The 25,422-nt window shown below is 35.9% G+C and carries 20 protein-coding genes; 15 read left to right on the forward strand and 5 right to left on the reverse strand.

Annotated elements, in window-relative coordinates; all coding sequences use genetic code 11:
• Positions 1-19: 19 nt before the first annotated feature.
• The gene (locus tag KHA93_RS01705) at positions 20-706 is read right to left on the reverse strand and encodes a class I SAM-dependent methyltransferase (RefSeq protein WP_233711015.1); all 687 of its coding nucleotides are present in this window, start codon (positions 704-706) and stop codon (positions 20-22) included.
• Between the two features lie 416 nt (positions 707-1,122).
• Between KHA93_RS01705 and KHA93_RS01710 the strand changes: the two genes are divergently transcribed.
• From KHA93_RS01710 to qoxD, 5 genes are all read left to right on the forward strand, one after another.
• Positions 1,123-2,670, forward strand: a complete 1,548-nt coding sequence (locus KHA93_RS01710) for an FAD-dependent oxidoreductase (protein WP_213109139.1) — start codon at positions 1,123-1,125, stop codon at positions 2,668-2,670.
• A 455-nt stretch (positions 2,671-3,125) separates the two neighbouring features.
• Positions 3,126-4,055, forward strand: coding sequence for a cytochrome aa3 quinol oxidase subunit II (gene qoxA, locus KHA93_RS01715; RefSeq protein WP_213109140.1), 930 nt, complete (start codon positions 3,126-3,128; stop codon positions 4,053-4,055).
• Between the two features lie 51 nt (positions 4,056-4,106).
• Entirely contained in the window at positions 4,107-6,053 is a 1,947-nt protein-coding gene (gene qoxB / locus KHA93_RS01720) for a cytochrome aa3 quinol oxidase subunit I (RefSeq protein ID WP_213109141.1), read from the forward strand.
• Positions 6,053-6,649, forward strand: coding sequence for a cytochrome aa3 quinol oxidase subunit III (qoxC, locus tag KHA93_RS01725; protein WP_213109142.1), 597 nt, complete (start codon positions 6,053-6,055; stop codon positions 6,647-6,649). Before qoxB ends, qoxC begins: the two co-directional genes overlap by 1 nt.
• A 1-nt stretch (position 6,650) precedes the next feature.
• Positions 6,651-6,932: a cytochrome aa3 quinol oxidase subunit IV gene (gene qoxD / locus KHA93_RS01730; protein WP_213109143.1), complete on the forward strand. Its 282-nt coding sequence runs from the start codon at positions 6,651-6,653 to the stop codon at positions 6,930-6,932.
• Positions 6,933-6,969: 37 nt separating this feature from the next.
• On the opposite strand, the gene KHA93_RS01735 is transcribed toward qoxD, so the two are convergent.
• Positions 6,970-7,218, reverse strand: coding sequence for a hypothetical protein (locus tag KHA93_RS01735; RefSeq protein WP_213109144.1), 249 nt, complete (start codon positions 7,216-7,218; stop codon positions 6,970-6,972).
• 460 nt (positions 7,219-7,678) lie between these two features.
• On the opposite strand from KHA93_RS01735, the gene KHA93_RS01740 reads away from it, so the two are divergent.
• Entirely contained in the window at positions 7,679-8,890 is a 1,212-nt protein-coding gene (locus KHA93_RS01740; RefSeq protein WP_213109145.1) for a sialidase family protein, read from the forward strand.
• A 192-nt stretch (positions 8,891-9,082) separates the two neighbouring features.
• Here KHA93_RS01740 and KHA93_RS01745 read toward each other — a convergent pair whose 3' ends face one another.
• Positions 9,083-9,523: a GyrI-like domain-containing protein gene (locus tag KHA93_RS01745; protein ID WP_213109146.1), complete on the reverse strand. Its 441-nt coding sequence runs from the start codon at positions 9,521-9,523 to the stop codon at positions 9,083-9,085.
• A 579-nt stretch (positions 9,524-10,102) separates the two neighbouring features.
• Here KHA93_RS01745 and KHA93_RS01750 point away from each other — a divergent pair.
• From KHA93_RS01750 to KHA93_RS01780, 7 genes are all read left to right on the forward strand, one after another.
• Entirely contained in the window at positions 10,103-11,155 is a 1,053-nt protein-coding gene (locus KHA93_RS01750) for a VanW family protein (RefSeq protein ID WP_213112731.1), read from the forward strand.
• Between the two features lie 307 nt (positions 11,156-11,462).
• Positions 11,463-12,632, forward strand: a complete 1,170-nt coding sequence (locus tag KHA93_RS01755) for a sensor histidine kinase (protein WP_213109147.1) — start codon at positions 11,463-11,465, stop codon at positions 12,630-12,632.
• Positions 12,633-13,304: 672 nt separating this feature from the next.
• Complete coding sequence (locus KHA93_RS01760) at positions 13,305-14,708, forward strand: cytochrome ubiquinol oxidase subunit I (protein ID WP_213109148.1); 1,404 nt, start codon at positions 13,305-13,307, stop codon at positions 14,706-14,708.
• Positions 14,695-15,708 (forward strand): cytochrome d ubiquinol oxidase subunit II, encoded by a 1,014-nt coding sequence (gene cydB, locus KHA93_RS01765; RefSeq protein WP_213109149.1) that lies wholly within the window; start codon positions 14,695-14,697, stop codon positions 15,706-15,708. Before KHA93_RS01760 ends, cydB begins: the two co-directional genes overlap by 14 nt.
• Complete coding sequence (gene cydD, locus KHA93_RS01770) at positions 15,708-17,435, forward strand: thiol reductant ABC exporter subunit CydD (protein WP_213109150.1); 1,728 nt, start codon at positions 15,708-15,710, stop codon at positions 17,433-17,435. Before cydB ends, cydD begins: the two co-directional genes overlap by 1 nt.
• Positions 17,432-19,162 carry a thiol reductant ABC exporter subunit CydC gene (cydC, locus tag KHA93_RS01775; RefSeq protein WP_213109151.1) on the forward strand — a complete coding sequence of 577 codons (1,731 nt, stop codon included), beginning with the start codon at positions 17,432-17,434 and terminating at the stop codon, positions 19,160-19,162. Before cydD ends, cydC begins: the two co-directional genes overlap by 4 nt.
• 85 nt (positions 19,163-19,247) lie before the next feature.
• On the forward strand, positions 19,248-20,000 hold the full coding sequence (locus tag KHA93_RS01780) for an SDR family NAD(P)-dependent oxidoreductase (protein WP_213109152.1): 753 nt from the start codon (positions 19,248-19,250) through the stop codon (positions 19,998-20,000).
• A 95-nt stretch (positions 20,001-20,095) separates the two neighbouring features.
• Here the strand turns inward: KHA93_RS01780 and KHA93_RS01785 are convergent, their stop codons facing one another.
• Together KHA93_RS01785 and KHA93_RS01790 are read right to left on the reverse strand one after the other, a co-directional pair.
• A complete protein-coding gene (locus KHA93_RS01785) occupies positions 20,096-23,155 on the reverse strand; it encodes an efflux RND transporter permease subunit (RefSeq protein ID WP_213109153.1) in 3,060 nt (1,019 codons plus the stop codon).
• A 326-nt stretch (positions 23,156-23,481) separates the two neighbouring features.
• On the reverse strand, positions 23,482-23,646 hold the full coding sequence (locus KHA93_RS01790) for a hypothetical protein (protein WP_213113099.1): 165 nt from the start codon (positions 23,644-23,646) through the stop codon (positions 23,482-23,484).
• A 274-nt stretch (positions 23,647-23,920) separates the two neighbouring features.
• Between KHA93_RS01790 and KHA93_RS01795 the strand changes: the two genes are divergently transcribed.
• Together KHA93_RS01795 and KHA93_RS01800 are read left to right on the forward strand one after the other, a co-directional pair.
• Positions 23,921-24,652: a YveK family protein gene (locus KHA93_RS01795; protein ID WP_213109154.1), complete on the forward strand. Its 732-nt coding sequence runs from the start codon at positions 23,921-23,923 to the stop codon at positions 24,650-24,652.
• Positions 24,653-24,665: 13 nt separating this feature from the next.
• On the forward strand, positions 24,666-25,301 hold the full coding sequence (locus KHA93_RS01800) for a CpsD/CapB family tyrosine-protein kinase (protein WP_349772245.1): 636 nt from the start codon (positions 24,666-24,668) through the stop codon (positions 25,299-25,301).
• Positions 25,302-25,422: the final 121 nt, after the last annotated feature.

Genomic DNA, 25,422 nt, shown 5'->3' on the forward strand with positions numbered 1-25,422 from the left:
TGCTGCAAGCCGTTTTGATTTACTCCTTCGTACATGAATATATTCGATAGTCTATTGTGCCGTCATACTCATACATATTAATAAAATGCTGCATCATGACCATGAAAAGCTTTGGTTCAATGGAATCTGAGTAGCGAAATTCAGTTATAGTATTATTTTCTTGAAGAGAATACTGTGGTTTGTGAACATAAATATTTTTAAAGCCAGTCTTTTCTAATAATGATAGCCACTCCTCCTCAGCTAGGAAAGAATCAAAGCCATAAAATTTTTTAATTTCCTCTTTATCTGGAGCATCGAGCTCATGATTTATCGTAAGTTCATTTGCAATGAACCGTCCGCCTTTTTTTAATAACCGAAATATTTCATCCATTGCACTAGTTGCATTTACAAAAGCAAGGACTGACTCAGAAATGATTAAATCAAATTTTTCATTCTCAATCGGACATTTTTCAATTGAGCCTTGGATAATCTCTACACCTAACTGGTCTTGCTCCATTCTATATTGGGCTTTTTCCACCATAATTGGATTTATATCTAATCCAGTTACGTTTGCTTTGTAATGTGTAGCTAGAAAAGCTGCGGTTTGGCCGGTACCACATCCTACATCTAAAATATGAGAAGTATTATTAATTTCTTCTGTCGCTAATATTTCTCTTGTTAGGTTCATACCTCCAGGGTGTGCACCACTAACACCAAATTTGGACAAGAAATCTAAATATATGGACTGCTCGATCAGAACCACCTACTTTATATATCTTTTTTGCATGATATGTAAACAAAACAAGATGGGTTACTGACACAATTGAGGAAGTCCCTGGATTTAGCATATGCGGCTATATATAAAAAACTTTGCAAACAATTAGGAAATAAAGCCAATGTAAATCTTTTACAATTTGGTATACTTTTCCTAAGGTGATGTTGAAGATTTTAATAGCTTTTTAAATTAGGTATCCACGATTTTAACGAAACTGATTGATTACTCTAATTGACAATTTATACAAAATAAGTTGATTTCCACTCCAATCAACTTAGTATTAAAACAATGATTGAGTTTGAAAAATCTATAGGAACTTGGGGAGATTTCAATACTGGAAAAATAAGTTTCGTCTTTAGGAGGATTCCATGTTAGTAGACTTAGTAATTGTTGGTGGGGGATTGGGAGGCTGTGCAGCGGCTCTTTCGGCTTGCGCGAATGGACTTAGGGTTTTTATGACGGAAGAAACAGATTGGATTGGGGGCCAAGTCACTTCTCAAGGTGTCCCTCCAGATGAGCGTCCATGGATTGAACAATTTGGATGTACAAAAAGATATCGGACTTACCGTGATAATGTAAGAGATACATATATTAAAACGTTTAATGTTAAAGAGGCTAGTTCTTCTTTTAACCCTGGCAATGGACTAGTAAGCAAAATTTGTCATGATCCACGAGTTTCATTGCATGTTTTAAACGAAATGCTGATGCCATACCTTTTGACAAATCAATTACTACTAAGCTTAAATACAAAAATATTATCAGTGAAAAAAATAGATAAAACCATTCGTGAAATGACATTTGAAAATACGATTACTGCTGAAAAGGTGCAAGTGATAGCTCCATATTTTATTGATGCAACAGAAGCAGGGGACGTTCTTCCATTGGCAGATATTGAATATGTGGTGGGAGCAGAGTCTAAAGCTGAAACAGGAGAACCTCATGCATTAGAATCGAGTAATCCAGAAGATATTCAAGCTTTCACATACGTGTTGCCGATGGAATATCGCGAAGGGGAAAATCATGTCATTCCAGAACCTGAAATGTACGAGTTTTGGAGAGAATATCATCCGGATATTTGGCCGGATAGATATTTAAGTTTTTTTGCCCCACATCCGATTACGAAAGAAAAAAGAGAGTACACATTATTTCGTGAAGAAACAGGGTTCCCACTTTGGGAATATCGTCGAATTTTTGATAAAAACCAGTTTGATTCGAAATACAAAGCTGGAGATATTACATTGATGAACTGGCCACAAAATGATTTCTTTTTAGGAAATATTTATGATGTTTCTGAAGAAGACAAGAAGAAGCATGTATATCAGGCAAAACAACTCAGTCTTTCGCTTCTTTATTGGCTACAAACTGAAGCCCCCCGTCCGGATGGAGCAAAAGGCTACACAGGATTAAAACTAAGAAAAGATATTTTTGCCACAAAGGATGGCTTGGCTAAATCAGCATATATTCGTGAATCTAGGCGAATTAAAGCAGAATATACGATTGTAGAACAGGATGTATCGCCAGACTTTAATAAAGGGAGAACCGGAAAGAAATATCACGATCGAGTAGGAATCGGTTCCTACAGTATTGATTTACATCCAAGTATGGCAGGAAGAAATTATCTTGATATTAAAGCATTGCCGTATCATATTCCGTTAGGTGCATTACTACCGAAAGACGTCGACAACGTATTAGCCGGGTGCAAAAATATCGGAACGACACATATTACGAACGGCTGCTATCGATTGCATCCAGCGGAGTGGAATATAGGTGAAGCTTGCGGAGCATTAGTAGCATTTTGTATAAAACACAATACCTATCCAAAAACGGTAAGAGAAGATAAGAAACTATTGTCTGCATTTCAAGTGGAATTGAGAAATGATGGCTTTGAATTGGAATGGCCGGAGGATTTCTATTAGAGAAGAAAATAATATTTTGCCTAAAACTTAATACCAAATGTCAATGGACTTAGATGAAAGCAACAGAAGCTTATTTACTTGAAATCAAAGGTTCGTACCATTTTCCCCAACTTTTTCCAAACTTTTAAATGAAAAACAGGCTTGCAAATAACGATTTGCAAGCCATTTCTGTTTACCTTAAGTACATGTAAAAATGTACCACATCCTTCTAATAAGAGATAATCTCGTTTAGTAATTAAGCTATTATCTTACCTCATCTTCACTTACATCCATTACTATATTGAAATAATATCTATTTTACGACGGTTTTATTAACATTCTGTGAATGAACTTCATGAACAGTTTGTGACTTTTATCACATTTAAGTGTTTTTATTATTTGATGATAATAAAATATGAAATATATTATGGTATTTTTACATTTTAGATTTCATCTTCAAGAAAGAGGGGAACTGAATGAAAATGAAATGGGCTTTTTTTAGTTTGATTATCATATGCCTGTTTACATTAACTGGTTGTGAACCATTAATGGTATTAGATCCGAAAGGACCTCAAGCAGAAACACAAGCTAATGTGATTTGGCTTTCGATAGCGACGATGGCATTTATTGTGATTGTAGTCTTTGCCCTTTTAATATATGTCGTTACCAAATATCGAGCATCTAAACAAAGTGAAGATTACGAGCCACCACACATTGAAGGGAATCCGATCGTTGAGTCGATTATTGTTGGTATTCCTGTGATAATTATTATATTTCTTTCGATTGTCACCGTTAAATCGACCTATGATGTGGAAGCAACACCAAAAGGATATGAAGACCAAAAGCCATTGACGATTTATGCATCTTCTTCTGATTGGAAATGGCACTTTAGTTATCCAGAAGAAAATATCGAAACGGTTAATTATTTATATATCCCAACTGATCGTGCGTTAGAATTCAAACTTTACTCTTATGGACCGATTACGAGTTTTTGGATTCCTCAGCTTGGCGGTCAAAAATACGCTATGTCAGATATGGTAACGACATTGCACTTAGCAGCAAGCGTACCTGGTGAATACATGGGAAGAAATGCGAACTTTAGTGGGAAGGGATTCGCAGAAAATACGTTTCAAGTGAAAGCCATGCCGCAAAAAGAATTTGATAAATGGGTTGAAGAGGTAAAAACCTCTGCCGAACCACTAACTGAAGAAAAATTTAATGAGCTATTAGAACCAGGTCATCTTGGACAGTTAACGTTTAGTGGTACACATTTAACCTTTTTACCCGCTCCAGAAGGTGAATATGGCGGTCATCATCATGGATCAACCGATTCGCATGAACACGATCATGATGAACATGCACAGCAAGATTCCCATGAAAAAACAAATGAACATCATCATCATTAATAGATGTAGAGTTAGTTAACAAATCGTTTTGCATGAAAGGAGTCAAAAAGTATGAATTTCTTTGATCGATTTGCTATTCCGCATCCAAGCCCGGCGATTTATGCTTCGATGGTTGCCATCGGTCTTACCGTTATTGCCATCATCTTCGGCTTAACATATTTTAAAAAATGGGGATACTTATGGCGCGAATGGTTAACAACTGTTGACCATAAAAGAATTGGTATTATGTATTTAATTTCCGCCCTACTAATGTTATTTCGTGGTGGCGTTGATGCGCTTATGATGCGGGCACAGACGGCTGTTCCTGAAAATACGCTTTTAGATGCCCAACATTATAATGAGGTGTTTACTACCCACGGGGTGGTTATGATTATTTTTATGGCTATGCCATTTATCTATGCTTTAATGAATTTCGTTGTTCCCTTACAAATTGGTGCACGTGATGTGGCGTTCCCACGCTTGAATGCATTAAGTTTTTGGCTATTTTTCATGGGAGCCATGTTGTTCAATATTTCTTTCGTCATTGGTGGTTCACCTGATGCTGGCTGGACTTCTTATTTCCCACTTGCTGGTAATGACTTCAGTCAATCGGTTGGGACAAATTATTATATGCTTTCGATCCAGATTGCTGGTATTGGAACATTAATATCGGGAATTAATTTTATTACAACGATTTTAAAAATGAGAGCGCCAGGTATGACATTAATGAAAATGCCAATGTTTACATGGACTGCTTTCATTACGAATGCCATTGTTGTTTTTGCCTTTCCAGTTTTAACGATTGCCCTTTTATTAGGGACAATGGATCGACTTTTTGGCGCAAATTTCTTCACCACAACAAATGGTGGTATGGACATGCTTTGGGCGAACCTTTTCTGGGTTTGGGGACATCCTGAGGTGTACATTTTGATTCTTCCGGCATTTGGTATATATAGTGAGATTATTTCTACTTTTTCACGACGTAATCTCTATGGATATAAATCAATGGTCGCTTCCATTGTTATTATCTCGTTTTTCTCATTCCTAGTTTGGACACACCATTTCTTTACTATGGGGCAAGGACCACTAACGAATAGTATTTTCTCGATTACTACAATGGCCATAGCGATTCCGACCGGAATTAAGATTTTTAATTGGCTGCTGACGATGTGGAAAGGGAAAATTAAATTTACGGTTCCAATGCTGTATGCGGTTGGTTTTATTCCGATTTTTACAATTGGTGGGGTAACTGGGGTTATGCTCGGGATGGCAAGTGCCGATTATCAATATCATAATACGATGTTTTTAGTTGCACACTTCCACTATACAATTATTCCTGGGGTCGTATTTGCGATGCTTGCCGGACTTACGTACTGGTGGCCAAAAATGTTCGGTTTCATGCTAAATGAAAGAATTGGAAAATGGGCATTCTGGTTTATTGCTGTAAGCTTTAATGTCACCTTCTTCCCAATGTTCTTCACTGGTTTAGACGGTCAGGCGCGTAGGATGTACACATACTCTGAAGCAACTGGGTTTGGTCCATTGAACTTGATTTCATTTGTCGGTGCGGTAGGACTTGCCATTGGTTTTGCTTTAATTGTCTATAATGTTTATTACAGTACTCGTTATGCTTCAAGAAATATTAGTTCAGATCCATGGGATGCACGCACGCTTGAATGGGCAACGCATAGTCCAGTTCCCTCATATAACTTTGCCGTCACACCGCAAGTTGGTTCAATTGAAGCATTCTGGGATGCTAAGAAAAAGAATATTCCTTTATTCCGAGGGAAAATAGATAAGATTCATATGCCGAATAATAGTGGTGTTCCTTTTATTATGAGTAGTATTTTCTTTGTATGGGGATTTTCATTCGTATTTAGCATGTGGATTCCAGCGATTATTACAACCATCGGTATATTTGTTTGTATGGCGCATCGTTCATTTGAAAAGGATGACGGATATTATATTTCTGTTAAAGATGTTGAAGATACCGAAAAAAAGCTGCGAGGTGTTAGTTAATGAAAATAGATCACTCGCTTCCACTTGAATATAGTACTGACCAAAACAAATTAAATATTTTAGGGTTCTGGATTTTCCTTGGGGCCGAAATTATGCTGTTTGCCACGCTTTTCGCCACTTATTTTACATTAGTGGATCGCACAGGAAACGGACCTATGGGCGCAGATATTTTCGAAATTACTCCAGTGCTGATTGAAACGCTTGTCCTTTTAACAAGTAGCTTTACAATTGGACTTGGTGTTCATGCAATGAGATTAGGTAGAAAGAATGCGATGATCACATTCTTTGCGATTACACTCCTTCTTGGTCTTACCTTTTTAGGGGTAGAGATTTATGAGTTTACGCATTATGTGCATATTGGAGCAGGTCTTCAAACGAGTGCTTTTACCGCGATCCTATTAACAACATTAGGAACACATGGAGCACACGTGACGCTCGGATTATTTTGGGGATTATTTATCATTTTACAAGTGAAAAAACGTGGACTTACTCCGGAAACAGCAAATAAATCATTCATCTTTTCACTTTACTGGCATTTCTTAGATGTTGTTTGGATCTTCATTTTCAGCTTCGTCTATTTGAAAGGAATGATGTAATATGAGCGAATTATTTCCGAGGAAGCAAGTAATGGGGTTTGTCTTTTCTTTAGTCCTTACCGCTGTCGCCTTAGCTGTGTATTTCTTTGATCTATCATTTGCAGTAGCAATGACCATTCTTTTAGTCACCGCATTTGTGCAGGCAGTCGTTCAACTTGTTGTATTTATGCATGCAGGTGAAACGGGAGATAAAGGATCGATTTATACGAATCTTTTTTATGGATTTGCGATCGCCCTCGTTACTATTTTCGGGACATTACTCATTTTGATATGGGATATGTAAATTCTAAAGGAGCGCCTATGATGGCGCTCCTTTTTGTTCAGAAAGTTTTTCCCTTAGCAGGAATCCTAACTCCTTTATTTGTTTTTTCATGCAATTCCTCTGTTGCTACGAAAAAAACCCCCATTAAAAAGATAAAAATTGCCCCCATCACTGTACCAATTCCAATACTTGTGATCGCGCTGTGATCGCTTACAAAAAATCCGTATAAGAAAATAATGATTCCAGTTGTAAGTAAAGTAAAACCAACATATTTAACAGCATTTAGTAATTTTTTACGATCATTCATTTTATTTCCCCCTTGTTATTTATTATTCATTTTGTTCACAAAGTTGTCAATTGTTTTTTGGAAGAGGCAGGAAAGAGAAGATGTTAATCTTTGGTTCAAAGTTATTATTCCTATTACTATTATATGTAATTTCAGGGATGAGAAACGGAACGCTTCAATCATTCATTTGTTGTTTCTAGTTAGCCTATTTGTTTCTGATAGATTTGGTCGGACAAAAATCTCCATTATAAGATGTGACAATTATACTTCCGCTCATTATTTCTACTAACTTTATAAGTAGAAAAGTTACTTTTTTATTTAATGGAAAAACTCTAATTCTTATTTATAATATTGGTATAATAGAACTCAGGTACACCTGACTTAAAGAAATCAACGAACGGATCTAGTTTATACGCTTTTGCAAGCAACTCCCAAAATACATACAGATAATCAAAACAGAAAATGGATAAAAGGTGAACTTATGAATAGAGAAAATGGGATAACAGCCGAACTAAACAATAAAAAAATGAGCACTGAAACTAAAATACAGAGAAGCATTAGAAATAATCTGATTACACATAGACTGGATTCAGCTAAACAGGTGATCATTGATCGTGAGCCAGGGCAGTATTTAGGGCAACCGGACTCCGTTTTGCTCGATGATGATCAAACCATTCTGACTGTGTATCCAAAGGGACACGGGATAGGAGAAGCCTTAATTAATAAAAGTACCGACGGCGGACTTACTTGGTCAGGAAGAAAATCTGCAAACCTTACATGGAAAGATTCACAGGAAACACCGACAATATATAAATTAAATCTTAATAATGGCGATCAAAAACTAATTTCTATATCTGGTGGCCCTGGTTGGGGACCTGATAAATTTACTGGATGGAAAACTTCTATTTCTATTGATAATGGTGAGACTTGGAGTGATTATAAAGACTGGTATATGGGAAACCAAACGATTGTAGCGATGGCCAGTCTTGTTAGGTTAAAAGATAAAGAGGGAAGATGGCTAGATAAATGGATGGGGATTTACCATGATCCTAATTTTATAAACTATAAAACATATCTAACATTTACAGAAGATGGCCAAGAGCAATGGAGCAATCCAAAACCTTATTTAGAAGAGTATCGTGATATTGAAGCCACCGTTCAATTATGCGAGGTCTGTATTTTTCGTTCCCCCGATGAAAGCCAGCTTATATTATTAGCGCGAAGTCAATCCCATATGCATACATCGGTTATTTCGTTTTCGGATGATGAAGGAGAAAGTTGGACAAAGCCAAGGGAAGTGCCAGGGGCCTTAAATGGAGAACGCCATAAAGCAGCTTATGACCCGATAAGTGGTAGACTTGTCATTTCCTTCAGGGAAATTACACTTGATTATAACAATAATGGATTGATTGAACATGATGACTGGATGGCGGGTGACTGGGTCGCTTGGATCGGTACATATGAAAATTTAATCAATGGAGAAGAAGGAGAGTACCGTATTCTTTTAGGGGAAGACTTTACTCCTTCGAGAAAATCCGGAGACTGCGGGTATGCCGGAAATGTAGTCATGAAAGATGGAACTTTCTTTTTGAACTCTTATGGATATTTTGATAAGGATGAAGTTGAGAAATTAGGAACAGAGGCCAAGCCCTATATAATGGGAGTTCGGTTTAAATTATCAGACTTTGATTAATCAAGATTTGATATACAACAAACAACAACATAGGAAACCCCATCATAAAACAGCCAGCGATATAAGGGGATATTCTTGTTTATAGTGATTGGATCAAGCAAATAAATATCCTGTCTTACAAAAAATGTTTTGGTGAATACAAAACCCGATTCTCTAATTGAAGAAAATCGGGTTTTATTTTTGTAGAGGTTATCATTTGATGTTGAAGATAATCTCAGTCTCAAGTTTCGATTCATCTTCATTCCAATGTCCGTAAATTTCCATTGAAGGTGGCTGATGGTGCTCACCCGAAGTTTCAATGATTGACTCAATTTTTCTGTATGATTTGTCCAATTCACTATAAGGACCAATGTGTTTGCAGTATGCATATTTATCAAGATGAACAATTTTTTCCTCTAATGATGAATCTTCTGAAGGGGAAGAATTCAGCTCAATCCCTGCAAATACGATGTGATTAGCGTCATATACTACATGGTTAATGCCTTTATGAGAAAGATTATTGTTTCTAACTTCCGCCCATACCTTATCCAATAATTCGAACATCGTTTCACTATACGCTCTGTTTTGATCATGTTGTTTGGAAAATCCAAATAATGTAAATGTTTTACTTTGATTCACAATAACAGCTTCCATGATTAGAGCACCCCTTACCAATATGTTAACTGGTTATATTCGATACTCCATTTTATTTTCCTTTATTTTTTCCAAAAGAATCATAAAAAATCCACCTTTACAATCATATACAGCATTATTACTTATTTTTACTAACTTAATAATTGTTGCCTACACTTCAAAGTTTTCCGCTTGTTTCAAGTATGGAAAGCTATACCGTAAAAGTTATATTTCCATATCCTTCATATTAAATTCAAAAAATATGAATCTCAACATTCCATTTTTGCGTCAAATATATTAAGGAAGAAAACCTCTATTAAAATTCATATGACACGATACTTATTAATGGTGTTTAAAAAAGAATGGCGAAAAAAACCGTCGAACGAATTTTTAGCTTTTTGCATATATTATTCAAGGGATTCGAGTTCACATATCGAATCATAATTATACAAGAAAAATAAATTATTCGGTTTCACATATTGTCCATGCAGAAAAGAAACATAATGATGATAGGGGAATAAAGATAAGCCCAAATGAATAGAGTGGAGAATGTGTATGGAACCATAAAAATATTAGTAAAGTTGGGATAAAAAAATGGGGATGTATAAAGGGGTGCTTACTGTTATTTTGGTAAGTAGTTTATTAGGTTTGACCGGATGTTCGGTACATACGGCAAAACAGAAAGAGCTGGATGAAAAAATCGCAGAATTAGAGAAACAAAAGGAACAATATGAGAAAGAACAGAAAAAATTAGAAGAGGAAAGGAAGAAAGCAGAAGAATTACGGTTGGAAGAAGAAAGGCGAAAGGCAGAAGAGTTAAAACCAATTGATATTGAGGTCGTAGATCCACTGAAGAATGAAGTCATTAAGACATTTAATTTTATCCGGAAAGATTTAAAAGAAAATGAGGAAACATATAAGCAGGAGATTCAAAACTGGGCGAGGGAATTGGCAAGAGGAACGGATACAACAGAAGGATATGATCAGAGGATGATTCCTGATCGAATTGGGGATGACGGGAAAATAATAAAAGGTAATCCGAGAGTTATTTTAGAGGAATCGGAATTAGTTGAAAAAGTAGTGGAAGCTTTTATCGATGGAGGGACGGTAGAACTCCCTTTACAAGTGACCGAAAGTGGTTATAAAGAGGAAGAAGCATCTAAATTGGATGAAGTTGTAGTAGCTTCGTTTACTACATATTTTGGTGGAAGTCCCGATGGCCGGAATAAAAATATCGAGCTTTCAACAGACGCTATAAATAACGTAATTCTTGGGATAGACGATTATTTTTCTTTTAACACAACGGTTGGACCAAGTGACGCGGAACACGGATATCAAAAAGCCATGGAAGCTTTAAATGGTAAGCTAGTGGAAGGAATTGGCGGGGGAATCTGTCAAACATCCTCTACCTTATTTAATACTGTCGATCAAATGGGCGTTTCCTATGTCGAATTGCATCACCACTCCGTTAATGTTGGATACGTACCGAAAGGACGGGATGCAACGGTATCTTATGGTGGTAAAGATTTTAGATTCCAAAATAAAGCTGGTGTACCGTTATTGATTAAAGCATTTACAAATGGTGGAGCATTGACCGTTGAATTAAGGACATCTAAATCTTATCAACCATTAGTCAGAAAAGGGAATGTATAAGATTATCATCCATGGTTCATTTTTTGTTAAGTTTTATCGATACAATCGGTAAAACTTTTTTCATGTTCAAATAGCAGAGATTTGACGAAAAAAAATGTACTTGACCCTTATCTTATGCGTCGCTAAGATATTTGTAGGTAACCCGTAGTTATCTTTTATCGATTAAGTTTTATGTTCAATATTAGATAATTTAAGATTCATAAATTAATAAAATGAGTGAGGTTTTTATTTCATGATACCGATCATATACGAGAAAAAAATTTCTTCAAAAATAAGATCTCATGCAATTAGATCAACTCGGTTACTCATGTTATATTTTTTAGCTATTGTACATATCTCTATGGTGGATAAAGTTGGAAGTGGCCAGAGTATCTTCATTGTTGTTTCTATGCTTATTTTTACGTTAACCCATTTTTTCTATTTTTCACGTTTTTCGACTAAAACCTTTATCCTTCTTAACTTAGTTGACTTTTTATTCGGTGTCGGATATGGATACATGTTTCCAGAATCTAATTATTTGTATTTACTCTTTTTTGGAGTAGTAGGAGTAACGTTATTTTTAGGTACGAGTTCCAAGGGCGTCTTGATGGGGGGAGTAGTTCTTTTTACTATTGCATGGTTGTTCAATATGGCGACCGACTATTATCGTACTGGATCTGCCAATTTGATTTTCAATATTATATGCTTCGTCGTTCTTGTGCTTCAAGGATGCATGGTTGGTGGATTAATCCGTTATTTACTCCTTGCTCAAGATAAAATTAGCGATCAGTACAAAGAAGTAACCTCATCCCATATGGCTTTACAAGAGGCTCATGAACAGATGCGCCGCTATGCAGAAGAAGTTGAAATACTTACTTCGACGAGAGAACGTAATCAAATTGCGCGAGAGATTCATGATACTGTTGGACATAAGATGACAGCACTTCTAGTACAGCTTGAGGTAGCACAAATGATCCAAGAGAGTGAGCCTTTAAAAGCAAAAGACACGATACAACTTTGTAAACAATTAGCTCAATCTGCACTTCAAGAAGTCAGGCTGTCAGTAAGAGCGATTCACGAAGAAGTAGGAATACAGCTTGGACTCATTGAATCCTTACGCAAGTTGCTAACTGACTTTTCAGAAATGACAGGAGTGAAAACATCCTTACAAGTAGAAGGTGATCTTTCTTCCGTATCGGCAACATTGCAACCAATCATTTATCGTGTCATTCAGGAATCTCTAACCAATGCTAAACGCCATGGTAACGCTACGCAAGCCAACGTCAATCTTCATGTTACGGAACAACAAATTAATATAGAGATAGCTGATAATGGAGCAGGTGTTACGGGTATTGTTCCAGGTTTTGGATTAATCAATATGAGAGAAAGAGTGGAGGAACATAGCGGTATGATTCAATTTATTAGTAAAAAAGAACATGGATTTCTAATCAAAATATCTTTTCCTTTGCAGAAGAAAACATGGACGTTCGAAGGCTAGGCAGTATAATCTACATATTGTAACGGATGAACAACACCTCATTAGTGATGGATCAGAGACTATTTTAAGTTTGAGGGATTATCAGTAGTTAAAAAGGCATCGAATGGAGCTGAAACTCTTAAAGTAGCAAATATATTAATACCAGACTTAGAATCGAGTCGGGAACTCTAGGATTATCGAATTACTGTCTCGATTAGTAATGAATCTGGACAGAGACCTAGCAATATTCAAATTTCAGTCTCCATCCAAGGTAAATCGAGAGAAAGATATGAATTCAGCTAGCCTATCCATACTTTTGCTACCTCCAATTTGTTCGATAAAGCATCTTTGAAAAAAAAAGGAGTTGTTCAAAAAGCTGCCATTATATCTTCTTAAGTTTGTAACAAGAGACTATCGTAAATAGTAAACGATTTGGTATGATTGTAAGAGATTATGTTAAACTTTTCACAAATGTTATGTTAGGCTTAGCATGAAATGCTCATTATTTCACTAATTAAGGAGGGAATGAGCTACATATATACATAGAATCATTGTTTTATTTGAATAGTATTTAGTAAAGTTATGTTTGTTCACTTTTTCACTTAGTAATATTTTTTTCTTTGTTTATGATCACTTTTTCACAAATTACAAAAGTCTTACAATCAACTGTTAACGTAGGAGGAGAGTCAAAGAATGGAAGAGATTATTCTTGCAAGGATTCAGTTTGCATCAACTACACTGTTTCACTTTATTTTTGTTCCTTTATCGATTGGATTGGCTTTTATCGTAGCTATCATGCAAACGATGTATTTAATCAAAAAAGACGAAATCTATCAAAAAATGACAAAGTTTTGGGGAACTTTTTTCCTTATTAACTTTGCAGTTGGGGTCGTTACTGGGATTATTCAAGAATTTCAATTCGGGATGAACTGGTCATCGTATTCACGCTTTGTTGGGGATGTGTTTGGTGCCCCATTAGCAATTGAGGCGCTGCTTGCTTTCTTTATGGAGTCCACATTTATCGGGCTTTGGATTTTTGGCTGGAATAAGATACCGAAAAAACTTCATCTTGCTTGTATTTGGCTCGTTTCAATCGGAACGATATTATCAGCATTTTGGATTTTAGCGGCTAACTCCTTTATGCAAAATCCAGTTGGCTTTACTATTCAAAATGGGCGGGCAGAAATGAATGATATTTTAGCCGTTTTGACTAATCCCAAATTAATGGTTGCTTTCCCGCATACTATTTTTGCTAGCTTTGCTACAGCTGCTTTCTTTGTCGTTGGTGTAAGTGCTTGGAACATATTAAAGAAAAAAGATCTGCTCTTTTTCAAAAAATCGATGGCTATTTCTCTTATTCTCGGTCTTGTTTCCGGATTAGGCATCGCTTTTTCCGGACATTCTCAAGCGACGTATTTAATGACTGCACAACCAATGAAAATGGCGGCTGCGGAGGCACTTTGGGAAGATAGTGATGATCCGGCTGCATGGACAGTCATCGCAAATATCGATGTGGAGAACAAAGAAAGTACTGCCAGACTTGAAATTCCATATTTATTAAGTTATTTAGCTTTCAGTGAATTTTCCGGAAAAGTAGAAGGGATGAACACACTTCAAGAAAAGTTTGTGCAAAAGTTCGGTGAAGGAGACTATATTCCACCTGTAAAAACAACCTTCTGGAGCTTTAGAATAATGGCCGGTACTGGTGGACTTTTAATAGTATTAAGTGGACTCGGTTTATTCTTAATGTGGAGAGGCAAAATTGTTGAAAGCACTCGTTACTTAAAATGGCTTGTTCCTGCGATTTTCTTCCCGTTAATTGGAAATTCATTTGGCTGGATTATGTCAGAGATTGGTCGTCAGCCTTGGGTTGTTAACGGCTTAATGCTTACCTCCGATGGAATTTCACCAAATGTAAGTGCTGGTCAGATTTTATTTTCATTAATATCTTTCTCACTCATCTATACGCTGCTCGCAATAGCAATGGTGTATCTATTTATTAGGGTAATTAAGCAAGGACCTCATGAGAAGGTTAAAGAAGATGTTTCAGCTTCAGATCCATTTGAAATGGGAGGGTTGCAAAATGCAGCTGAGTGAGTTGTGGTTCGTACTAATCGCTGTTTTGTTTGTAGGCTTTGTTTTTTTAGAAGGATTTGATTTTGGGGTTGGAATGAGCACGAAGCTTTTAGCAAAAAATGAGTTGGAAAAACGAATGCTGATTAATTCGATTGGACCATTTTGGGACGCGAATGAAGTTTGGCTTATTACTGCCGGAGGTGCGATGTTCGCTGCTTTTCCTCATTGGTATGCCACTCTCTTCAGTGGTTACTATCTACCGTTTGTTGTCCTTCTACTTGCCCTCATTGCAAGAGGAGTCGCCTTTGAATTTAGAGGAAAGGTAGAATCAGAAAGATGGACACTTACATGGGATTGGTCGATTTTCCTTGGGAGTTTATTGCCGCCGTTTTTATTAGGTGTCTTGTTTTCAAGTCTGATCAAAGGACTTCCTATTGATGAAAATATGAATATGCATGCTGGATTCCTAGATATAGTTAATATTTACACAGTTGTAGGTGGTATTGCTTTTGTTACCCTAACTTATTTGCATGGCTTAATGTTCATTTCATTAAAAACTACCGGCCCGTTACGTGAACGCTCCCGCCAGACTGCAATGAAAATGTACTTGCTAGGTGGAGGAGTAATTATTCTATTTACAGTTTTAACAGGTCTGTATACTGATGCATTTTCTGATAAAGGGATTATTTTCTATCCGCTTTATAGCGTTGCGATTATTTTGTACCTTGTATTGTTTCCTTTATTGCGCCATAAAAAAGAAGGATTTAGTTTTACCGTCACTGGGTTAATTTTAATGATCATTACGTCTTCTTTTTTTATCGGATTATTTCCTAATGTCATGATTAGCTCTACGAACTTATTAAACAATTTAACGGTTTATAATGCTGCTTCTGGTCACTATTCATTAAAACTAATGACCATTGTAGCAGCAGTTATGGTACCTATAGTCCTCGGCTACACAATCTGGAGTTATTATATTTTCAGGAAACGAGTTACAAGTAAGGAGCATTTAGAATACTGATGGACAGAAACCTTCTACATTATAAAGGAAGTAAAAGTCTTATCGTTATCGTTGGAATATTAACAGTTGCACAGACGTTGGCCATTATTTTTCAAGCGGTGTATTTATCAGAGGCAATAGTAAAAATGTATAAGGGGGCTGCTTTATCCGCAGTCCTTCCTTCTTTTTTCATATTTTTTGGAGCCTATGCAGCTAGACATTTTCTTCAATGGATGAAGGATAAATTAGCTTACCGTTTTGCTGATAAAACGTCTATTCATTTTCAGCAATTACTCGTTGATAAATTATTTGATCTTGGGCCTCGAGAGATTGGCAAAAAGGGTTCTGGAGATTTAATTACGCTTTGTCTTGAAGGAATCCCAAATTTTCGGACATATTTAAAGCTGTTTATTCCACGTTTCGTTGCTACGATTTGCATCCCTATTATGCTATTAATTTATGTATTAAAAGTAGATATTGCATCGGGGATTATTTTAGCGGTTGTCATGCCGATTATGATTATTTTTCTCATATTATTGGGTCTTACTGCCAAAAAACAAATCGAAGCACAATTGGATACGTATCAGCTGCTTTCTCGCCATTTTGTCGATTCATTACGGGGTCTAGTGACACTAAAATATTTAGGAAAAAGTAAGAGTCATCAAGAAGCCATTAAGTCTGTAAGTAATAAATATAGAATTGCAACTAATCGTACGCTCCGGGTCGCTTTTTTATCAACCTTTTCTTTAGACTTTTTCTCAAGTCTTTCTGTTGCGGTTGTTGCAGTAGAACTTGGGCTCCGGCTCATTAACGGTGGTATTGGTCTCGAGTCTGCTTTAACGATTCTCATATTGGCACCTGAATATTTTCTTCCAGTGCGTGAATTAGGAAATGATTATCATGCGACGATGGACGGGAAGGAAGCGGGAGAGAAGATCCATTCATTATTGAAAAAAGAAGGGCCTTCTAATCAATATCAGAATGTGACAATCAAAAAATGGGATGAGAATAGCACATTATCTATTCGAAATTTGACGAAATCCTCTGAGGAGGAAAATCGAGTTATTTTAAATAACATCAACTTTGAAATCAGTGGTTTTGCAAAAGTAGGGATAGTTGGCACTTCTGGTGCAGGGAAATCGACACTGATTGATATTTTATCAGGATTTACACAACCTTCGATAGGTAATATCCATGTCAATGGAACAACATTGCACCACTTTTCTAATTCAGAATGGCAGGAACAAGTGACGTATATCCCTCAACATCCATACATTTTTTCAGGGACGCTTGCTGAAAATATCGGTTTGTATGCGAAAAATCCGTCTCAAGAAGAAATAGAACGGGCTGTACAAATGGCGGGGATATCCGAATTAGTGAAAAGTTTACCAAAAGGATTAGAAGAGAAGGTTGGACAAGGAGGAAGGATCTTAAGTGGTGGTGAAGAACAGCGTGTTGCGCTTGCTAGGGCTTTACTAGAAAAAAGACCGATTATGTTGTTTGATGAGCCAACAGCACATTTAGATATTGAAACGGAACATGAGATTAAGAATATTATTTTACCAATGTTAGATAATAAACTCGTTTTTTTTGCGACACATCGCCTTCACTGGATGAAAAACATGGATATCATTCTTATATTGGAAAATGGAGAGCTAGTTGAATATGGATCACATGATGAACTTATTCGCAGAAATGGAGAGTATTTTCGTTTAGTCTCTGCACTTGGGGGAGGTGGCATGAAATGAAGTTGTTTCAAAAGTATATAATACCTTATCTTAAACAATTTAAATGGTTGTTGATTGCGACGATTTTCTTAGGGATTTTAACAGTGGTTGCCGCCTCCATGCTTACGTTTACGTCAGGATATTTAATCACGAGAGCATCAGAAATGCCCGCAACAATTCTTCTATTATATATTCCAATTGTGGGGGTTAGAACATTTGGAATATCACGGGCTGTTACGCGTTACTTAGAGCGTTTGACAGGTCATAATACAGTTTTGAAAATTTTAGCGGATATGAGGGTAAAGCTTTATTCTATATTAGAACCGCAAGCTTTATTTATCCGCTCACGTTTTCAAACTGGTGATTTATTAGGAACACTCGCAGATGATATTGAACATTTGCAAGACGCTTATATACGCACCATTTTTCCTACAATCATAGGTTTGTTTTTGTTTACTTATTCTGTCATTGTTTTGGCGCTATTTGATTGGCTTTTCGCACTTTTTATGACATTTTGTTTAAGTATTATCGTATTTGTGTATCCTCTTATTTCACTGTATTTCTTGAAAAAACATCAATTGAAATTAAAAGACATTCGTTCAGGACTTTATCAATCATTTACTGATGCGATCTTCGGATTGACTGATTGGATGATTAGTGGGAGAAAAGAGACGTTTATTAATGGATTTACAAAAGAAAGCAGGAAGAGTGGTATTCTTGAGAAGAAACTAGAAAACTGGAATCAATCACGGACATTTCAACTACAAATAATAAGTGGCATCATCCTTATTTTAGTAGGTTTGTGGGCAGGGGCTGCTGCTCAAAGTGGTGATATCGCTCCTACTTATATCGCTGCATTTACGCTTGTCTCTCTACCTATATTAGAAGGGCTAATCCCATTGTCACATGCAATTGAAAGGTTGCCATCTTACCAAGAATCATTGAAGAGAATTGATAACCTTCAACAATTTGTTTCTGAAAAAGGGGAAGTAACAGAGCAGCTGAACATGAATGAATATCCAGATATTATCTTGAAAAATGTTACGTATCAATATCAAGGTCAAGTGGCACCGGCTCTGGAAAATATTTCACTTTCCGTTCAAAATGGACAAAAAGTAGCCATCCTTGGAAAAAGTGGTGCAGGAAAATCTACATTGCTTCAATTACTTTTAGGAGCTTTGACACCAGATTCAGGCAACATACAAATAGGTGGATACGCGCCAGAAATGTACGGTGACGACAATATTACTAACATCTTGAGCGTTCTTAATCAAAAGCCTTATTTATTTGCAACGTCGGTAAAAAACAATATCCGTTTAGGAAATCAAAAGGCAACTAATGAAGATATTAATAATGTTATAAGTGATGTAAAGCTAGAGAAATATATTCAATCTCTACCGATAGGAATCGAAACTCAAATGGAAGAGACTGGCCAACGATTTTCCGGAGGGGAAAGGCAGCGAATTGCATTAGCAAGAATTTTATTGAAGAACTCTCCGATTGTCGTATTAGATGAACCAACAGTAGGATTGGATCCATTAACAGAAGCTGATTTACTTAATACAATATTTGCTGGATTGCAGAATAAAACAATAATTATGATTACTCATCATCTAATTGGCATGGAGTATATGGATCAAATCATATTCTTAGATGAAGGGAAAATTGCCATGAGCGGAACTCATGAACAATTAATGGCAAAGAACGAACGCTATCGCCATTTGTATTTACTAGATAGAGGCTTATAAAAGATTTCCTTCCAAGGTATATATTTGGGAGGATTTTTATTTTTAATGGCAAATTTGTAACTTAACAAAAAAGGTGGTGGATATTATGAAAACTTTACTTATTACTGGTGGTAACAATGGAATTGGCTATTTTATGGTTAAGGAATGGCTTAGAAATGGGCATTGTGTGTCTGTACTTGATCTCCATTGTGATAACCTTGAACAGTTACAAAACTTTTATCCAACAACATTAATATATTTTAAAGATGATGTTACAGACTTGGAATCCGTAAAAATGGCGGTCAACGAAACAACTCGTCAGTTTGGAAGTATAGATTACGCAATACATAATGCCTGCTTATGTTTATTTAAAGATTTTGAGGAACATAGTAGGGAAGATTTTGATAGAGTAATCGATGTAAATTTGTATGGAGCGATGAATATAACTAAAGCAGTATTAGGGACTATGAAAAATCTAAAACGTGGTAAGGTCATATTCACAAGTTCAGGTATAGGAGTTACTGGATATACCAATTTAAGTGCGTATGCATGCAGCAAAGGTGCTATAGAATCTTTAGCAAAATGCTTAAACCTAGAATTTGTAGACAGTGGTATTACATTTCATATTATGCATCCACCCCTTACTAATACAAAATCATCTACGCCGTTGCCAATTCCGAAAGAGTTTAAAGCTTCACCTGAAAGAGTTGGAAAAGGGTTTATTAGAAACATCGACAGTAAAAAGTTCATTATTACTCCTTCCTTTAAGGATGCATTATCAATAAAATTCAGTTATCTTTTCCCATTATCTATAGGTCGTATGCTTGTAAAAATGACGAATAGAGCAATGAATAGATAACTAGAAAAGGATAGAAAAAAACGGCTCGGAATTTTCCAAGCCATTTTTTCAATAAGGTAAGAAATTTTAAATAGGTATGCCTTTCGTTTAATTAATTATCCAACATTATCAGGTGTGACGGATACTTTCAGTTTCTTCCTTTTCTCCTTCACTTTCACTCGTTCAACACTGACGCGTGAAAAGGAAAATAGTCGATACGTTGCGGGTACGAGTAATAAGGTGATAAAGGTTGCAAACATTAATCCGCATATGATAGCGGTAGCCATCGGTGCTTGATAATTACCTGATGTACCAGAGGCAAGTGCTAATGGAAGCATTCCTCCTGCTGTCGTTAAGGTTGTCATGAATATCGGGCGAATCCGATCTTTCCCCGCTGCAACGAGTGCCTCTTCAATTGAGTATCCATCTTTGCGAAGCTGATTCGTCCTGTCAATGAGAAGAATCGCATTGTTTAATACAATTCCAATCAACATGACAATTCCAATTCCAGACATTAAATTTAACTCCATTTGTGTAAAGAATAATCCAAGAATGACGCCGACGATTGTCATTGGAATTACGGACATGACAATAAGGGGATGACCTAAATGGTTAAATTGGACGGCCATTACAAGGTACACAAGGAATAAGGCGATTGCAAAAACAAATAGTAAGTCCTTCATTAATGCTTGTTGCTCCTCAAGATCCCCAGCAACAGTGATTGTGTAACCATCTGGTGTATTAAAGTCTTTTATCAATTTTTGGACATCACGATTAATGGTACCTAAGTCTTTTCCTTCAATATCTGCATTAATGGATAAAAAGCGGTCTCCATCTGTATGTCTAATTTCATTCGGAGTTTCAATCGTTTTTAAATCGATAAAGGAAGATAGCTTTTTTTCACCATTTGGAAGTGGTATTTTCAAATCCAAAAGGTCAGACTTCTTACTCGTTTTCTCATCCCATTTTACATTTAATGGAATGTTCTCGTCTTCGAGCGTGATTTCACCAACAGGCATTTGTAAAAATGCTTGTTCTATGAATTGCTTTATTTGAATAGGGGAAAGTCCAGCCTTTTCTATTTCTTTCTCCTTTAATTGGATAACCTGAGCTTGTGATGTGCGTTTCATAGAACTTTTTGAATCAACGATACCTTCAATAGATTCGAGTTCATTCATAAAATCATTTGATATCTGTTGTAATTGTTCAAAGCTTTCTCCTTTAATGTTAACTTGAACAGGAGAACCACCACCTTCATCCATCGCACTTTGAACATGATCGATTGGAGAAGTTTCACGTAAATCACGCAGTGAACTCATAATTTGTTCATTTACTTCTTTTTGGGGTAAAACAATATCGTCACCTTTCGTCATATTGATAATGGTGTAAAACATCCCTCCATTATCCATAACATAGTTTGTTTCTACATCTTCGATCGATTGGAGTTTATCATTAATTTTATGAACAATCTCTTCTTTATCTTTATTTGAAAGGCCAGGTTCTAAAGTGATCATTAGCTCAGAATAACGATTTAACATATCTGGCATTATGTTCGTTGGAATTTTATTTACAAGGAATAATGATCCTACGAACATTAAGATAAAAGCGGTAATAATAGCCAAACTACGACGTTTCTTCCTAATGGTCCATGCGACTACTCCGTTGTAGCTTCGTAGAAGTGGCCCTTCTTTTCTTCTTTTCTTAGGCTGGCGAAGCTTTAATAATTTCTCAGAAAGTGCCGGAATAATCGTGAAAGCGACGATGACAGAGGCTATTAAAGTAATAGCGACGACTGTTGAAAGAATGACCATGAATTGGGCCATTTCACCTTGGACCAAGCCAATCGGTAGAAATACGACGATAGTTGTTAACATCGATGCAATGACTGCAGATGAAACTTCTTTCGTTCCTTCTATTACGGCATCAAATTTGCTTAACCCTTGTTCTCTCTTTTTATAAATCGACTCGAGAATAACAATGGATGAATCAACCATCATTCCAATCCCTAATCCGAGGCCAATCAAAGTAATAATATTAAAGCTATAATCTAATAACCATATTGTTAAAAAAGTAAGTAGAACAGAGGTTGGAATCGATATTCCAATAATAAACGTTGCCCTTAAGTTGCGAAGGAATAATAAAAGTACGGCAACTGCAATAATTCCTCCGACAAGTATATTATCTGTTACACCATCTATTGAATCCTTTACATAATCAGCCTGGGCGACCATTTCATTTAATTCAAAGCCGTGAATTAAATTTTCTTTACGAATGTTTTCAATTTCTGCCCTTACAGCATCGGCCATATCAATTTGAGTAACTTCAGAAGAACGACCCACTTGGACTAATATAAAATCCTTCGATCCATTTTTCCATACATACGAAGAGTTTTCCAACGGCTGAACTGATACTTTTGCAATGTCATTTAGTAAAATATTGCCATTTGAAGTAGGGATTTTAATATTCTTTACATCATTAACATTTTCTAATTTAGTATTCCAGCGAATGGATGGAGAATCTTTGTCATTGTTTAGTTCTCCTAAAGTAGCTTCAGTATTAACGTTTTGTAATGCACCAATTACTTGAGTTACATCCAAAGAATGCTTAGCCATTTTTTCACGGTTAAACTCAATGGACACTTCACGCTCTACAGTACCAACAAGCGCTACATCTCTTACTTCTTTCAAAGCTTCTAGTCTAGGTTCCAAAACATTTTTGGCAAAATCGGTCATTTCCTCCATATTCCCATTGGAAATATCCATAAAAAATTCGTAGTTTTGACTTGTTCCATACTGCCCAGAATGGACTTCAGTAATACCGGATACAGAGCCTTTTAAGGAGTTAGAAATTGACTCGACTTCTTTATACATCTCATCTCCTTTACCACGCTTAAAGTTGATTAAAAGAGTGCTCCGCCCAATGGATGACGTAGACTGAATCTCTTCAACTCCATTCAAGCCTTTAAGCTTTTGTTCCAATGGGGTCGTAATCGTTCGTTCAATTTCAACAGCTGCCATTTCACCAGCACTGATCTCCACATACGCTCCGTCCATTTTTATGTTTGGCAGCAGCTCCTTATCTAACTTAAAAACAGAATAACAACCTAGCAAAATAATTAATACAGTCATTAATCCTACTAAAATCTTTCGTTTCACAATAAACATAATTGCTTTCATATTTCATACCCCTTTCGTTTTTTTATATTTCAATGTGGAGGAAAAATTCGGTGAATTTGGTAATACACTGAAACATTAATTCCTATCATAGCCAGCTTTCATAATCTGAATAACCAGCCTGAGACATATTTTTGACTAAGTCTCGAGACGGAGATATAAAGAAAAGCAGAAACATCTTTATGAATGTTCAAACTACAGGAAGCAAGATGAGGAACGAATCGATTTTGACATATTGAAGGAAAAGGACGAGAAGTTTGCTAGCTAATAGGCGCTGGAGATGTACACAAAACAGCCTCCAACATAAAAAGTTGGAGGCTATCTAAACATCATAAATTATTATTTTGCTGCTTTATTTCTTCCTCAGCTTGTATCAGGTTCCCTCTTTCGACCATGCGATGTTCATTGACTGAATCGCCTGCTTTAAGGTTATTTAAGTTTGATGTGATGGTGATTTGTTCTTGGTTGAGGAGGGGCGGTTTCTTTTTCTTCATTATTACAACTCCGTTCTATTTCATGTAGCGAAGGCATAATATGGTTCTTGGGTAGTTTCTACAGTAATATGTTTTCTTATACATAACAGTTTGTCATAACAATTTTTTGAAAAGGAAAAAAATAAATGTATAAAAAGACTATTGACTTGTTCTCTATAAAGAACTATTATAAATGTAATCAAATTTTATTGAAAACACAGACGAAAATTTTGAATTTTTTTTACTACACTTGTTCTTTATTAAGAATATCATGTCATACATATAAGGTGGTTTTATGAATCAAGGAAATGGAATAGCTAAAGAAATTAATTTGAAACATTTATATAATGTCATCATCAAAAGATTCTGGATTGTTTTGGTAATAACCTTTTTAACTACCATTGCAGGTTGGTACTATAGTAGCCTCCATAAAACTGAACCATTGTATGAAGCTTCAACAAATATCTTTATTGAGGCAGATTCAGAATATAGGAAAACCCTTCAAGTCATTATTAAAGACCCCAGTGTTTTAGAAAGTGTCATCGCCGACCTTGGTCTAGAAAAATCACCTGCTGAATTAGCAGGTCAAATTAATGCGTATAGCATCGATGATACACAGGTAGTAAGAATATCTGTAACAGATACTAGTTCAAAGAGAGCAGTGGAGATTGCAAACACAACTGCTAAAGTCTTTTCTGAAAAAATCCCACTTATTCTTAAATTCAAAGAGGATAAAGAAGATATTCGAATATTATCAGGAGCAAAGGAGAATCCTTTACCAATTAATAATAGTAACCCAAATAAGATAATCCTTGCAGCAATTGTATTCGGGGTGGTTTTAGGCATCGGATTACTTTTTCTCATTGATTCCCTAGATGATACCATTAAGTCTGAAAGTGACATCGAAATGATATTGGGCATTCAAGTTTTAGGCAGTGTTTCTTCTATGAACAAAAAGAATATTAGTAAAAAAAAACACAAACGAATCGAAACCGGACTCCGAGGTGAGACAATTGTTTCTAAATAAGAAAAGACGGATCGTGTCCAATAAAAAAAGAAATTTAATAACGTTCGCAAATCCGGATTCCATTATTTCCGAGCAATACCGGACGATACGAACCAATTTATATTTTCTCAATGTTGATAAAAAAAACAAGACGCTTCTCATCACGTCTCCGGGTAAGCTAGACGGTAAATCTACAACAGCTGCTAATCTAGCTATATCAATGGCTCAGCAACAAGAACGAGTATTATTGATAGATGGAAATTTAAGAAATCCCAATATTCACAACATCTTTAAAACATCAAATGCAATTGGACTAACAGATGTTCTTACCGGAACAACTTCTTTTGAAGAAGCAGTTTACTCATCTACTATTGAAAGATTAGATATACTAACAAGTGGGATGATTCCTTCGAACCCAGTAGAGTTATTAGCATCTAAAAATATGCAATTATTAATGCAAAAAATAAAAACCATGTATGACACTATTCTTATTGATTCGACATCAATATTAGAAGTAACGGACACAAAAATCATTGCAAATATTTGTGATGGCGTTGTATTAGTCATAAAGCAAAATAAAACAAATATCGAGAGTGCAGTTGAAACAAAAAAAGTATTAGATTATGCTAAGGCCAAAATTGTAGGAATAATATTAAATAATAAAAAGTAAAATGTATTTATTTTTTTTGTTCTTTATGTTCTTTATTAAGAACTATTTGTTGTTTTATTGTGTACAACTGGTGATGCCTCCTAACCAATATCAACGGAGGCACTCGATCATGCTGTGGGTT

The organism is Lederbergia citrisecunda, assembly GCF_018343695.1.
Classification (GTDB): domain Bacteria; phylum Bacillota; class Bacilli; order Bacillales; family Bacillaceae_C; genus Lederbergia; species Lederbergia citrisecunda.

Excerpts from the sequence above, each read along its gene's own strand:
- cydC (WP_213109151.1), top strand. The coding sequence starts at position 17,432 with ATGAAGTTGTTTCAAAAGTATATAATACCTTATCTTAAACAATTTAAA.
- KHA93_RS01710 (WP_213109139.1), top strand. The coding sequence starts at position 1,123 with ATGTTAGTAGACTTAGTAATTGTTGGTGGGGGATTGGGAGGCTGTGCA.
- KHA93_RS01735 (WP_213109144.1), bottom strand. The coding sequence starts at position 7,218 with ATGAATGATCGTAAAAAATTACTAAATGCTGTTAAATATGTTGGTTTT.
- KHA93_RS01760 (WP_213109148.1), top strand. The coding sequence starts at position 13,305 with ATGGAAGAGATTATTCTTGCAAGGATTCAGTTTGCATCAACTACACTG.
- cydB (WP_213109149.1), top strand. The coding sequence starts at position 14,695 with ATGCAGCTGAGTGAGTTGTGGTTCGTACTAATCGCTGTTTTGTTTGTA.
- KHA93_RS01740 (WP_213109145.1), top strand. The coding sequence starts at position 7,679 with ATGAATAGAGAAAATGGGATAACAGCCGAACTAAACAATAAAAAAATG.
- KHA93_RS01795 (WP_213109154.1), top strand. The coding sequence starts at position 23,921 with ATGAATCAAGGAAATGGAATAGCTAAAGAAATTAATTTGAAACATTTA.
- KHA93_RS01790 (WP_213113099.1), bottom strand. The coding sequence starts at position 23,646 with ATGAAGAAAAAGAAACCGCCCCTCCTCAACCAAGAACAAATCACCATC.
- cydD (WP_213109150.1), top strand. The coding sequence starts at position 15,708 with ATGGACAGAAACCTTCTACATTATAAAGGAAGTAAAAGTCTTATCGTT.
- KHA93_RS01750 (WP_213112731.1), top strand. The coding sequence starts at position 10,103 with ATGTATAAAGGGGTGCTTACTGTTATTTTGGTAAGTAGTTTATTAGGT.
- qoxD (WP_213109143.1), top strand. The coding sequence starts at position 6,651 with ATGAGCGAATTATTTCCGAGGAAGCAAGTAATGGGGTTTGTCTTTTCT.
- qoxA (WP_213109140.1), top strand. The coding sequence starts at position 3,126 with ATGAAAATGAAATGGGCTTTTTTTAGTTTGATTATCATATGCCTGTTT.
- qoxC (WP_213109142.1), top strand. The coding sequence starts at position 6,053 with ATGAAAATAGATCACTCGCTTCCACTTGAATATAGTACTGACCAAAAC.
- KHA93_RS01745 (WP_213109146.1), bottom strand. The coding sequence starts at position 9,523 with ATGGAAGCTGTTATTGTGAATCAAAGTAAAACATTTACATTATTTGGA.
- KHA93_RS01780 (WP_213109152.1), top strand. The coding sequence starts at position 19,248 with ATGAAAACTTTACTTATTACTGGTGGTAACAATGGAATTGGCTATTTT.
- KHA93_RS01755 (WP_213109147.1), top strand. The coding sequence starts at position 11,463 with ATGTTATATTTTTTAGCTATTGTACATATCTCTATGGTGGATAAAGTT.
- qoxB (WP_213109141.1), top strand. The coding sequence starts at position 4,107 with ATGAATTTCTTTGATCGATTTGCTATTCCGCATCCAAGCCCGGCGATT.
- KHA93_RS01785 (WP_213109153.1), bottom strand. The coding sequence starts at position 23,155 with ATGAAAGCAATTATGTTTATTGTGAAACGAAAGATTTTAGTAGGATTA.